Source organism: Aeromonas dhakensis, assembly GCF_000820305.1.
Classification (GTDB): domain Bacteria; phylum Pseudomonadota; class Gammaproteobacteria; order Enterobacterales; family Aeromonadaceae; genus Aeromonas; species Aeromonas dhakensis.
Map to the genome: position 1 here is coordinate 215,842 of NZ_CDBH01000044.1, position 12,151 is coordinate 227,992.

Annotated in this window: 10 protein-coding genes; 5 read left to right on the top strand and 5 right to left on the bottom strand. The window is 61.6% G+C overall.

Translation table 11 applies throughout. The annotated features are described in order from the left end of the window. The first annotated feature begins 116 nt into the window (after nucleotides 1–116). Together dacB and BN1143_RS11250 are read left to right on the top strand one after the other, a co-directional pair. Complete coding sequence (gene dacB, locus BN1143_RS11245) at nucleotides 117–1,553, top strand: D-alanyl-D-alanine carboxypeptidase/D-alanyl-D-alanine endopeptidase (RefSeq protein ID WP_042050678.1); 1,437 nt, start codon at nucleotides 117–119, stop codon at nucleotides 1,551–1,553. 142 nt (nucleotides 1,554–1,695) lie between these two features. Then, a complete protein-coding gene (locus tag BN1143_RS11250; protein ID WP_010633640.1) occupies nucleotides 1,696–1,959 on the top strand; it encodes a GrxA family glutaredoxin in 264 nt (87 codons plus the stop codon). 57 nt (nucleotides 1,960–2,016) lie between these two features. Here BN1143_RS11250 and BN1143_RS11255 read toward each other — a convergent pair whose 3' ends face one another. Continuing rightward, nucleotides 2,017–2,229 (bottom strand): DUF1653 domain-containing protein, encoded by a 213-nt coding sequence (locus BN1143_RS11255; RefSeq protein ID WP_010633639.1) that lies wholly within the window; start codon nucleotides 2,227–2,229, stop codon nucleotides 2,017–2,019. 380 nt (nucleotides 2,230–2,609) lie between these two features. On the opposite strand from BN1143_RS11255, the gene BN1143_RS11260 reads away from it, so the two are divergent. Further along, the gene (locus BN1143_RS11260) at nucleotides 2,610–3,824 is read left to right on the top strand and encodes a pyridoxal phosphate-dependent aminotransferase (RefSeq protein ID WP_005302243.1); all 1,215 of its coding nucleotides are present in this window, start codon (nucleotides 2,610–2,612) and stop codon (nucleotides 3,822–3,824) included. Between the two features lie 120 nt (nucleotides 3,825–3,944). Here the strand turns inward: BN1143_RS11260 and BN1143_RS11265 are convergent, their stop codons facing one another. From BN1143_RS11265 to fabV, 3 genes are all read right to left on the bottom strand, one after another. Next, nucleotides 3,945–5,576 (bottom strand): mechanosensitive ion channel family protein, encoded by a 1,632-nt coding sequence (locus BN1143_RS11265; protein WP_017764214.1) that lies wholly within the window; start codon nucleotides 5,574–5,576, stop codon nucleotides 3,945–3,947. 430 nt (nucleotides 5,577–6,006) lie between these two features. After that, nucleotides 6,007–7,482 carry a YfcC family protein gene (locus BN1143_RS11270; protein WP_042050680.1) on the bottom strand — a complete coding sequence of 492 codons (1,476 nt, stop codon included), beginning with the start codon at nucleotides 7,480–7,482 and terminating at the stop codon, nucleotides 6,007–6,009. A 163-nt stretch (nucleotides 7,483–7,645) separates the two neighbouring features. Further along, entirely contained in the window at nucleotides 7,646–8,839 is a 1,194-nt protein-coding gene (fabV, locus tag BN1143_RS11275) for an enoyl-ACP reductase FabV (protein ID WP_005302251.1), read from the bottom strand. 326 nt (nucleotides 8,840–9,165) lie between these two features. On the opposite strand from fabV, the gene BN1143_RS22855 reads away from it, so the two are divergent. Beyond that, nucleotides 9,166–10,464 (top strand): methyl-accepting chemotaxis protein, encoded by a 1,299-nt coding sequence (locus BN1143_RS22855; protein ID WP_005302254.1) that lies wholly within the window; start codon nucleotides 9,166–9,168, stop codon nucleotides 10,462–10,464. 95 nt (nucleotides 10,465–10,559) lie between these two features. Here the strand turns inward: BN1143_RS22855 and BN1143_RS11290 are convergent, their stop codons facing one another. Continuing rightward, nucleotides 10,560–11,456 carry a DMT family transporter gene (locus tag BN1143_RS11290; RefSeq protein WP_042050683.1) on the bottom strand — a complete coding sequence of 299 codons (897 nt, stop codon included), beginning with the start codon at nucleotides 11,454–11,456 and terminating at the stop codon, nucleotides 10,560–10,562. Between the two features lie 112 nt (nucleotides 11,457–11,568). Here BN1143_RS11290 and rsxA point away from each other — a divergent pair, with 112 nt between their 5' ends. Beyond that, nucleotides 11,569–12,150, top strand: coding sequence for an electron transport complex subunit RsxA (gene rsxA / locus BN1143_RS11295; RefSeq protein ID WP_005302262.1), 582 nt, complete (start codon nucleotides 11,569–11,571; stop codon nucleotides 12,148–12,150). The last annotated feature ends 1 nt before the right edge of the window (nucleotide 12,151 follow it).

Genomic DNA, 12,151 nt, shown 5'->3' on the forward strand with positions numbered 1-12,151 from the left:
GGCATAAGGCGTATGAATTGCTTTGCCACGGCCGTTCCGGCATCGGCGGGTACAACAAGGTTTGAGTTATCAGGGCCGGCCCACTGCCGGGCCCCTTCGTCACGTTAGAGGATGTTATGCAGCGGCTGTTGATTGGTTTTTGTGCTCTCTTTTCCCTGGCGGCCCAGGCCGCCCCGCTGACGCCCCCCCAGGGGGGCCAGTACGCCATCGTGGTGCAGGGCAACAACGGCATCGAGTTTGCCCGCCATGCGGATCAGATGATTGCCCCCGCCTCCACCATGAAGGTGCTCACCGCGCTGGCGGCCCGTCTCGAGCTCGGCGCCGACTTCCGCTTCGCCACCGACATCCAGGCCCAGCCTGGCGCCAAGCAGGGCAATGTCATCAACGGTGATATCTGGATCAACTTCGTCGGCGACCCCACCCTGTCACGGATGGATCTGCTGGCCTTGTTCAAGCAGCTCGGGGTCAACCAGATCAAGAGCAACGTCTACGTCAACACCGGCGCCTACAACGGCTACGAGCGCGGCAACGGCTGGTCCTGGGGGGATCAGACCCTCTGCTTCGCCGCGCCCGTCTCCTCGGTCATCATCGACAAGAACTGCGCCTACGCCACCATCACCGCCACCCAGATCGGCAAGCCGGCGGTGGGCAACGTGGCCACCGGGGTCCCCATCGGGGTCGGTGCCGACAACGTCGAAGTGATGAGCTACGCCGACATGGCACGCCAGTTCTGCGCACTGGAAGTGGACATGGCCAAGGGCAACTTCTACGAGCTCAAGGGCTGCATCACCCCGAACAAGGATCCGCAGGGGCTGCGTTTCGCCATCCATGACGTGGAAGCCTGGGGCTGGGACAACATCCGCTGGGCCATGGACCGGGCCGGCATCAAGCATGACGGCCTGCTGCGTGTTACCCACAAGTCGCCGGACAATGCCGAGACCCTGGGGACCCACTACTCGGTCTCCCTGCCGGTGATGCTGGCCAAAATGCTGAAGAAATCGGACAACCTCTACGCCGATACCTTCCTCAAGACCGTCGGCCGCCACTACTACAACAAGCCGGGCAGCTATCGCAGCGGCACCATGGCGGTGCGCGCCATCCTGACCAAGAACGGCATCGATCTGGGCAACGCCACCCTGGCCGACGGCTCGGGCCTCTCCGCCCACAACCTCATCAGCGCCCGCCAGATGCTGTCGGTGCTGAACTTCATCCAGAAAAATGACGCCGAACTCGGTCTCATCAAGCTGCTGCCAAGCTCCCAGGTGGACGGCACCCTGGCCTGGCGGCGCAGCGTCACCGCCCCCATGATGAAGAACAAGGTGCACGCCAAGACCGGCACCATCACCGGCACCTCCAACCTGGTGGGCTTCATCGACACCGCCGGCGGCCAGCGCAAGGCGTTCGTGATGTTCCAGCGCGGCCTGTCGCAGGATCCGGCCACCCACGAGCGTTACCGCGCCAGCAAGGCCCCCTGGCCCTGGACCGTGTTCGAGAAAGGGGTGCTGGAGAGCATCTACCAGCAGCAGCCGATCCAGATCGCCGATGAGGGTTGATCCGCTGCGAGATGAGTGACGATGACGGCCGGCGCAGTGCGCCTTATCGAAGATGGCGAACGGCCGTATCGACAATTTCCACTATGACTAGTCACGAGGCGGGGCTATCCTGTGCCCAGCCTCAAATGAATGGAGAGAGAACATGTTTGCAGTAATTTTTGGTCGTCCCGGTTGCCCCTATTGTGTCCGTGCCAAGCAGATTGCCGAGCAACTGGTCGAACAGCGTGACGATTTCAAATTCCGCTACGTGGACATCCACGCCGAGGGCATCACCAAGGAAGATCTGGCCAAGAGCGCCGGCAAGCCGGTCAATACCGTGCCGCAAATCTTCCTGGACGAGCAGCACATCGGTGGCTGCACCGATTTCGAAGCCTATGCCAAAGAGAACCTGGGTCTCTACCAGTAAGTTCACGTTGTAAAAAAGGCGCCATCAGGCGCCTTTTTTCATGGTCGTTCCCCGGCGTCACTCCGCCACCGGGCTGAAGCGGCTCACCACCTGACCCTGATGCTCGATCCACTCCATGAACATGACCACGGGACGGGCATAGACGGCGCCATCCTGCTCCGATTGATAGACCACCAGCTGCTCCCCGGTCTCGGTGTGCAAGGCCAGGGTCAGCACCTGATAATAACCACCCTTGAAGTGACGATAACGACCGGCGGCGGGGGCTTGCATGATGACTTCTCCATGGTGTGGGTACGGGGCCCGGACAAACCTGACAGCACGCGTCAGCTCCTGTTTTTGGCCGCCGTGGGCAAAAAGAACGGCATTTTTCACGCAAGCTAATCGTGCCAGCGAGCGTGAATATTTCAACACAGTCGGGTAGCTTTGTTAATGAGCCCCTCATCTTTCACTGGATAACCTTGGTTCACACAAACGATCGTGCTGAATTTAACGTTTTGGCAACCCTGTTTCAGGGCTAAAAATCAGGGAATTCTACTAAAAAGAGGATTGTTCTAGCATTCAATTCTGTGAAGAATAGGGGAAAAGAAATTTGATACTAAAAACCGCCTTTTTCGCCAACGCGTCCCCATGGGGAAGGAATCACAGTCACCATGTTCACAATCGACAAGTCGCACAAGCTCGACGATGTCTGCTATGACATCCGCGGCCCGGTGCATAAAGAAGCTCGCCGTCTCGAAGACGAAGGCCACCGCATCATCAAGCTCAACATCGGCAACCCGGCTCCGTTCGGCTTCGAAGCGCCGGAAGAGATCATCAAGGATGTGATCCTCAACATGCCCCAGAGCCAGGGCTACTGCGACTCCAAGGGGCTCTTCTCCGCCCGCAAGGCGGTGATGCAGTACTACCAGCAGAAGGGAATGCGCAAGGTCGACATCGACGACATCTACATCGGCAACGGCGCCAGCGAGCTCATCGTGATGGCGATGCAGGCGCTGCTCAACAACGGCGACGAGATGCTGGTGCCCTCCCCTGACTACCCGCTCTGGACCGCGGCAGTGACCCTCTCCGGCGGCCATGCGGTGCACTACCGCTGCGACGAAGGGGCCGACTGGTATCCGGATCTCGACGACATCCGCGCCCGCATCACCCCGCGCACCCGCGGCCTGGTGCTGATCAACCCCAACAACCCGACCGGCGCCGTCTACGGCAGCGAGTTTTTGCTGGAGGTGATCGAGATCGCGCGCCAGCACAACCTCATCATCTTCGCCGACGAAATTTACGACAAGATCCTCTACGACGACATCTCCCACACCAGCGTCTGCACCCTGTGCGACGATGTGATGGTGGTGACCTTCAACGGCCTCTCCAAGGCCTACCGCGCCTGCGGCTTCCGCCAGGGCTGGATGGTCATCACCGGGCCCAAGGGCCGTGCCAAAGGCTATATCGAGGGGCTGGAGATGCTGGCCTCCATGCGCCTGTGTGCCAACGTGCCGATGCAGCACGCCATCCAGACCGCCCTTGGCGGCTACCAGAGCATCAACGAGCTGATCCTGCCGGGCGGGCGCCTGCGCCGCCAGCGTGACAAGGCCTGGGAGCTTTTGAACGAGATCCCCGGGGTCTCCTGCGTCAAGCCCAAGGGGGCGCTCTACATGTTCCCGCGCCTCGATCCCAAGGTGTACGACATTCGCGACGACCAGAAGATGGTGTTCGACCTGCTGCAGCAGGAGAAGCTCTTGCTGGTGCAGGGCACCGGCTTCAACTGGCCGGCGCCGGATCACTTCCGACTGGTGTTCCTGCCCCGCGAAGAGGAGCTGGAAGAGGCCATCGGCCGCCTCGCCCGCTTCCTCAAGGGCTACAAGCAGTAACCGCAACACGGCGTCTGCCCTGGCCAGCGGCAGGCCGACCATAAAAAAATCCGAAGCGGTCTGCACCGCTTCGGATTTTTTTATGGCGAGAGAGTCCCGTCGCAAGGCCCGCGTTGTGGACTATTTCTCCCCGGTGGCCACTTCGGCAGGCGGCACGGCAGGAGCCTGATACCACTGCTCGCGGGGCACCAGCACGGCCTGCTCCGGCTGAGCCACGAAATTGGGGGACATGATCTGCACCCCGAACTCGTTGAACACATCCTGGATGTGGCCGTGCAGCTCGGTTCTGACCGGACCGGGCAACAGCCCCTCTTTCATCCGCACCTGCAGCTCGTACTCCACGTACCAGTCCTGCAGATTGAGCTGGCGCACCAGCGGGGCCTGCTCCTGATTGATCAGCTGGCAGCGCCTGGCCGCCAGCTCCAGCATGGCGTGCACCTGACGCCAGGGAGTGTCATAGCCGATGGTGACCTTGGTGAGCAGGGCAATGCCCTTGTCGCTTGCCAGTCGGCTCAGGTTGGTCACCTTGCCCCCCACCACCACGGCGTTGGGCAGGGTCACCTCGTGATCGTGGCGCGTCACCAGCTTGGTCGAGAGGGCGCTCAGCTCGGTGACGACCCCCTCCACCTCCCCTATCTGCACCAGATCCCCCGGCCGCAGGGCCCGCGAGTAGATCAGCACCAGGCCGCTCATGGCATGGTTCATGATCCCGGCCGAGCCCAGGGTCACCATCAGACCGAAGAAGACACTCACCCCCTTGAAGGCGTCCGAATCCGCCCCCGGCAGATAGGGATAGGCGACGGTCAGGGCAAACAGCCAGATCACCACCGAGAGCAGACGGCGGGTCGCCCCTATCGTCTCGGAGTGCAGCCCCTGCACCCGGAAATGGCCGCGCTCGATGCGCGCGAAGATGACCGCCAGCATGCGGATGAACAGCTTGGTCAGCACGAAGATGACCAGCACGGTCGCCAGCCCCGGCATGGCGGCGACGATCCCGCCCAGGATGTTGCTGCACAGCTCCAGCAGGGAGGAGCCCAGCTGATCGCTCCAGATCCGGGTATGCGGGAACAGCCCCAGCACATAGGTGAGCCAGCCATAGGTGAGCAGCAGGATCACCAGCCAGGTGAACACGCCGATGACGCGGATCTCCAGGTTGCCGAGCACCTGGCGCCATTGATGGGGGATCAGCCCCTTCTGTTGCAGCAGGTTGTTGGCGAACCAGCGACGTGCCCGCTGGTGCCCCCGTCGCAGCAGCTGCACCACCATCAGAAACAGCAGGGTCACCAGCAGCGTCTTGCCCGCCGCCTTGAGCAGGTAGGTGTTGGAGTGCAGCTCCAGCACCTTGACCCGCACATTTTCCAGCCGCAGCCGCACCCGCTCTGCGGCCTGATCCAGGGTCAGCTCATCGAGCCACTCCAGATCTTTTTCCAACAACACCAGCAGGTGCTTGTCATTGAGTCTGAACTCTCTGGCCTCCTGACCGAGGCGGGTCGAGCTGACCACGGTCACCGGATGGGTCAGATCCTCGGGCTGCAGTTGCCTTACCCGCTCCTTGACGATCCGCACCCGGGCCGCCCCGTCCAGGCGACCAAACTTCGCCTGCAGCATCACTATGGGTTCGTGAAACAGGGTCAGGGTCTGGGCCTGCTCCTGCTCGGTCGGCTCCAGTCTCGGCTCCGCCGCCCACCCGCTATCGACCATGAGCAGGGCCAGCAGCATCCCTGCCAGCCTGATGATCCCTCTGTGCCCCATAACCTCTCCCTCGTGACCGTCAGGTTTCATCATGATGACCACGTTCGGCAACGGACGGGGCAACGGCCCCCTATCCCTCTCCTGGCGTCATCCATGACACATAGGGCTCATCGCCCTCGCTTGCAAAAAATCGAGTCATAACAAAGATCACCAGCAGTAATAGCACTGCCGTCGCGGCGGCGAAAGGGGCGACATCGCATTCTGCCACTGTGCTCACTTCGCCTGTCTGGCGCCTCAGTCAGGACTCATATTGGTATGCTGCCAGAGGCACGCATAAAAATGAATGCCATGGCATCCTCTTCCTGATCCATCGCGCGTCAAGGTGGCGAGCCAGCGGCTGCCTCTCTCTGCTCTGCGCGACATGAGTAAACAACAGGGCCGCTCAACCCTGGCTGAGCGGCCCTGTTTCATCGAGACGGTGGTCTGCTTATCACCCCTGCAGCAGGGCCCCGGACACCAGCACCGCCATGGTGATGAGGGCCACCCCTATGATGAAGGGCAACACCCAGCGCACGAAGCGATCGTAGGGGATCCTGGCGAGCGCCAGCCCCGCCACCAGGTGGGCGGCGGTGGGGGCGAACAGGTTGATCCAGCCGGAGGCGGACTGATAGGCGGTGATCACCAGATCCCGCGATATGCCGGAGAAGTCAGCCAGCGGCCCCATCAGCGGCATGGAGACAGTCGCCAGCCCCGAGGTGGAGGGGATGAAGAAGCTTAGAATGATGTGTACCAGATAGGCCATCAGGATGAACACCGATGATGACAGCCCGCTCACCAGCCCCTCGGCCCAGTGCAAGATAGTGTCGATGATGACGCCGTGCTCCATCACCACATAGATGCCGCGCGCCACCGCCACCACCAGCGCCACCCCGATGAGATCCCGCGCCCCGTTGAGGAAGGTTGCCACATAGTTGGACTCCGGCATCCGGTTGATCAGCGCAATCAGGATGGAGGCGCTGAAGAAGAGGGTGGAGAGCTCGTCGAACCACCAGCCCAGGGTGGGCAGCAGGTCGATGCCCAGATCGGACCAGGGCACCACCGCATAGATCATCAGCAAGAAGGTGCCGAAGAAGACCAGCATGGTGAGCTTCTGCTTGCCGCTGAAGGCGAGGTTGCCGCTCTTCATCTGGGAGAACTCGTCGTCATAGGCGATGTCGGCCAGCACGGAGCGGGACTTATCCTGCTGCACCTGCTTGGCGTAGCGCATCACGAACCAGGAGGCGAAGATCACCAGCAGCAGCCATTGCACGACCCGCAGGCCAATCCCCTCACCGATGGGGATGCCGGCAAAACCGGAGGCGATGCCGGTGGCAAACGGGTTGACGGTGGAGGCGAGCACCCCGACCCCGGAGCCGAGCAGGATGATCCCCGCCGCCACCATGCGATCGAAGCCCGCCGCCATCATCACCGGCACGATCAGCGCCCAGAAGGCCACCGTCTCCTCCGCCATGCCGAAGGTGGAGCCGCCGAGGGCAAACAGGGCGATGAGCACCGGAATGAGCAGCCGCTCGCGCCCGGCAAAGGCACGGACGATGGCCCCCACCCCAGCATCCAGCGCCCCGCTCTGCATGGTCACCGCCAGAAAGCCGCCGATGATGAGCACGAACAGCGCCACGTCCGCCGCCTTGTGAAAGCCCTGAATGGGTGCCTTGAGCACATCGAATAGCCCCTGTGGCTGGGAGGGGAGCTCGGTGTAGCTGCCTGGCACCGGTAACAGCCGCTCGTCGCCGCTGTAATCGGCCACGGCCGCCGCCGCCACCGGCTGCTGGCTCTTGGCGGTCACATAGTTGTATTTGCCCGCCGGCAGCACCCAGGTGAGGGCCGCCATCAGGGCGATGATGATGAAAAGCAGGGTGTAAACCGTGGGGAGTTGGCGCTTCTTGGGCGCATCATTTGGAGTGGTCATAGCTTCCGTACCTCGGCAATGCCGTCATGTGATCCGATCACCGCCAGACTAGCGGGTTTGATATGGGAAAAAGGTGATCGCGGATAATAAAATTTCGCAACCTGGCGGGATTTTTGCCAAAAAAACAGGGCCCCGCAGGGCCCCGTTTTCACTTGGGTCAGACTCAGAGTTCGACCACGTCGAACTGCACGTCCGGATTCACGTCCGCGTCGTAATCCACCTCGTCCAGCCCGAAACCGAACAGGCGCAGGAACTCCTGCTTGTAGCCGGTGTAATCGGTCAGCTCGGAGAGGTTTTCGCTGGTGATGGACGGCCACAGGTCGCGGCAGGTCTGCTGTACGTCTTCGCGCAGCTCCCAGTCATCCATGCGGATGCGGGCCTGCTCGTCCAGCGCCAGATCGGCGCCGTACAGACGGGTGCGCATCATGCGATCCACCTGCTCCATGCAGCCCTCGTGAATGCCCTTCTCCTTCATGATCTTGAAGGCCATGGAGATGTAGAGCGGCATCACAGGAATGGCGCTTGATGCCTGGGTCACCACGGATTTCAGCACGGCCACGTGGGCGGTGCCGCCCTTGGCGGCCAGATCGCCACGGATGGCGGCGGCGGCGCGGTCCAGATCTTCCTTGGCGCGGCCCAGGGTGCCATGCCAGTAGATGGGCCAAGTCAGATCGGTACCGATGTAGGAGTAGGCCACGGACTTGGCGCCGTCGGCCAGCACGCCCGCATCGCGCAGGGCAGCCATCCACAGCTCCCAATCCTGACCGCCCATGACGGTGATGGTGTTCTGGATCTCTTCCTCATTCGCCGGCTCGACGGTGGCGGTGATGATCTGATCCTTGTTGGTGTCGATGGCGGTGGTGGTGTAGACCTCGCCGATGGGTTTGAGGGCGGAGCGCACCACTTCACCGGTTTCCGGCATCTTGCGCACCGGCGAGGCCAGGGAGTAGACCACCAGGTCAATCTGACCCAGATCCTGCTTGATGAGCTCGATCACCTTGGCGCGGCATTCGTTGGAAAAGGCATCGCCGTTGACGCTTTTCGCGTACAGACCTGCCTCTTTGGCGGCCTTGTCGAAGGCGGCGGAGTTGTACCAGCCGGCGGTACCGGTCTTGGTTTCGCTGCCCGCTTTTTCAAAGAAGACGCCGAGGGTGGCGGCGCCGGAGCCGAAGGCGGCGGCAATGCGAGACGCCAGGCCATAACCTGTGGAGGCGCCGATCACCAGCACCTTCTTGGGGCCATTCTCGATGGTGCCCTTGGCCTGGGTATAGGCAATCTGACGACGAACATTGGCTTCGCAACCGACCGGGTGAGTGGTGGTGCAGATAAAGCCGCGAACCTTGGGTTTGATGATCATGTGTTGTCTCTTATCCGTTTGATGGATGAAATCGGGGCATAAGATACCTCATCTTGCCGCGATAAGGTGCTCTGATGTGTTGAATCGCAGGGAAAATGAGCAAATGGAGGGACAAAAACCGCCGCCGCCCCTCCTACCGTCACGCCCTCAGGCGGACTTGCCCCATTCCCCCCTGTTGCCGCTCCCCCGCATGGAACAATAAATAACGACAAAACAAGCAGTTCCCCCCAATGGCCAAGGCGATGGCCAAAGAACCTGTACTAGTATTCAGACGGTCGGTTATTGTCATGAAGAGCCTCACAAGGGTCTTAACAAGGAGCTCCGCCATGTTTTGGAATCGCACGGGAAATCACGACAAGAGTGAACAAGCGGCAAAGATCGCAGCACTCGGCGCCTTTGAGCAGGCCATCCAGTCACGGCTGCCCTATATCGAATTCACCCCGGAGGGGGTCATCACCTTCGTCAACGATCGCTTTCTCGCCATCGTGGGCTACGGCCGGGAGGAGGTGATCGGCAAGCACCACAGCTCTCTCTGCTTCCCCGACGATGTCAACACCCGGGAATACGAGCAGCTATGGCAGGAGCTGCGGCGGGGAGAGTCGCGCAGCGGCCGCTTCATTCGTCAGGCCAAATCGGGCAAGGCGGTCTGGCTCGAAGCCAGTTACTTCCCGATCCTCCTCGATGGCAAGGTGAGCAAGGTGGCCAAGGTCGCCTCCAACGTCAGCGAGCAACAATCCACCCTGGAGCGCACCCAGGCGCTGCTGACGGCACTGGACAAGTCACTGGCCGTCATCGACTTCCAGCCCGATGGCACCGTCATCACCGCCAACCAGAACTTCCTGCACTGTTTTGGCTACCGGCTGGACGAGGTGGTGGGTCAGCCCCACCGCATGTTCTGTGACGAGGAGTTTTATCAGCAGAATCCCAACTTCTGGCGGGATCTCGGATCCGGCGCCATCCAGTCCGGGCTCTTCATGCGCCGCGGCCGCCACGGCGAGAAGATCTGGCTGGAGGCCACCTACAACCCCATCTTCAACCACGAGCGCAAGGTGGTGAAGATCATCAAGCTGGCGAGCGACATCAGCGAGCGGGTGGAGAAATCCATCTCGGTGCGCGAGGCGGCCCAGAAAGCCTGCGCCATCGCCGGTGAGACCGTTTCGAGCGCCGCCAAAGGACGGGAGGTGATCGACAAGGTGCTGGAAACCTCGGCCCACATCAACAGTTCGGTCAGCGAGGTCACCCGGCAGATAGAGAACCTCAACCAGCAGTCGAGAAGCATAGAGTCCATCATCTCCACCATCAGCAGCATCGCGGATCAGACCAACCTGCTGGCGCTCAACGCCGCCATCGAGGCGGCCCGCGCCGGCGAGCAGGGGCGCGGATTTGCGGTGGTGGCCGATGAAGTGCGCCAGCTGGCGGCCAGAACCTCCACCTCCACCGGCGAGATCGTCTCCGTCATCCGGCTTAACTCTGACATCACCTCCAGGATCACCCAGACCGTCTCTGTGGTATCGGACAAGGCGATGGCAGGTCAGGCCCAGGCCGACATCATCGCCGGCGTCATTCAGGAGATCATCGAGGACGCCAACTCCGTCTCGGAGACGGTCAAAGGGCTCTCAATCTAGCCATTTCGCCCACAACAGACAGGCGACGCCGGTGCGTCGCCTGTTTGCTTTGTCTCCTGTGTTACCCGCCTGCATTCGATGGGGTGCTCCGCCCGTTACCCCTCGGCGGTGACGGCCTGCGCCCCCTTGCGCCTGGCCGGCAGTTGCCCCAGCGCGATGCCCAGCAGCACGGCGCCGCAGGCCACCCATTGCAGGGCATTGAGGGTCTCCCCCAACAGCAGGTAGGCCAGCAGCAGGGTAAACACCGGGATGAGATTGACGTAGGCTGCCGCCAGCGTCACCTTCACCTGGGTCACCGACCAGTTGTAGAGCAGGTAGGCCCCGAGCGTCACGCAGGCACCGAGAAAGACGATGACCACCATGTCCTGCCAGGCCCAGTCTGCAGGCCAGGGCTCGCTGAAGGCGAAGGGGGCAAAAAAGAGGGTGCCGACGAAGGCCTGCAGGGCGGTCAGGGTCAGCACGCTGTAGCGGCTGCAGAGCTTCTTGAACACCACCGAGTAGGTGGCGGCGCAGAACATGGCCGCCATCTCCAGGCTGTTGCCAAGCAGGGCGTTGGGGGCAGACTCATCGGCTCCGCTGCCAAAACCGAGCAGGGCGATGCCGAAGATGGCCACGGCAAAGCCGAGCAGCTGGCGGCGACTCACCCGCTCCCCGATCAGCAAAAAGGCGACCAGGGCCACCACCAGCGGCAGCAGGGCGCAGACCATGCCCGCCTGGCCGGCGCTGGTGTAGCGCAGGGCGTTGACCTCCAGCAGAAAATAGAGGCAGGGCTCCAGTGCCCCCATCAAGGCCAGCCAGCGCCAATCCCCTGGCTGGTAGCGAAAATTGCCGAGATAGCGGTAGCAGCACAGCCAGCAAAGGGCCGCCACGCTCATGCGCATGAAGAGCACCTGACCGAAGCCCCAGACCGCCAGCACGTGCTTGAGCGCGATGAAGGAGCTGGACCAGAGCAGCATCGCCAGAGTCAGGGTAAAAATGGGTAAAGGGCGCACGTTTCCTCCATGAAATTGGCTATTTGAATAATAACCATGCGGCCTTGCGGTTGTTAAAAGGCACCTAAAATCAGATAATACCGCCGCCTTCAAACCGGATAACCAACCTGCAATGACTGAGTACCTGCTTTTACTGGTCGGCACCGTGCTGATCAACAACTTCGTGCTGGTGAAGTTTCTTGGCCTGTGCCCCTTCATGGGCGTCTCCGGCAAGCTGGAAACCGCCATCGGCATGGGGTTGGCGACCACCTTTGTGATGACCCTGGCCAGCGCCTGTTCCTATCTGATGGAACACTATATCCTGATCCCGCTGAACATCGCCTACCTGCGCACGCTCGCCTTCATTCTTGTGATCGCCGTCGTGGTTCAGTTTACCGAGATGGTTATCCGCAAGAGCAGCCCCACCCTCTACCGTCTGCTTGGCATCTTCCTGCCGCTCATCACCACCAACTGTGCCGTGCTGGGGGTGGCGCTGCTCAGCATCAACGAGCACCACAACTTCATCCAGAGCATCATCTACGGCTTTGGTGCCGCCACCGGCTTCTCGCTGGTACTGATCCTGTTTGCCGCCATGCGTGAGCGCCTGGTGGCCGCCGATGTTCCCACCCCGTTTCGCGGCGTCTCCATCGCCATGATCACCGCCGGCCTGATGTCGCTGGCCTTTATGGGCTTTACCGGCCTCATCAAGATATAGC

What these genes read in the sequence shown, in the direction of transcription:
- dacB (WP_042050678.1), top strand. Translation starts at nt 117, where the DNA reads ATGCAGCGGCTGTTGATTGGTTTTTGTGCTCTCTTTTCCCTGGCGGCC.
- BN1143_RS11250 (WP_010633640.1), top strand. Translation starts at nt 1,696, where the DNA reads ATGTTTGCAGTAATTTTTGGTCGTCCCGGTTGCCCCTATTGTGTCCGT.
- BN1143_RS11255 (WP_010633639.1), bottom strand. Translation starts at nt 2,229, where the DNA reads ATGCAAGCCCCCGCCGCCGGTCGTTATCGTCACTTCAAGGGTGGTTAT.
- BN1143_RS11260 (WP_005302243.1), top strand. Translation starts at nt 2,610, where the DNA reads ATGTTCACAATCGACAAGTCGCACAAGCTCGACGATGTCTGCTATGAC.
- BN1143_RS11265 (WP_017764214.1), bottom strand. Translation starts at nt 5,576, where the DNA reads ATGGGGCACAGAGGGATCATCAGGCTGGCAGGGATGCTGCTGGCCCTG.
- BN1143_RS11270 (WP_042050680.1), bottom strand. Translation starts at nt 7,482, where the DNA reads ATGACCACTCCAAATGATGCGCCCAAGAAGCGCCAACTCCCCACGGTT.
- fabV (WP_005302251.1), bottom strand. Translation starts at nt 8,839, where the DNA reads ATGATCATCAAACCCAAGGTTCGCGGCTTTATCTGCACCACCACTCAC.
- BN1143_RS22855 (WP_005302254.1), top strand. Translation starts at nt 9,166, where the DNA reads ATGTTTTGGAATCGCACGGGAAATCACGACAAGAGTGAACAAGCGGCA.
- rsxA (WP_005302262.1), top strand. Translation starts at nt 11,569, where the DNA reads ATGACTGAGTACCTGCTTTTACTGGTCGGCACCGTGCTGATCAACAAC.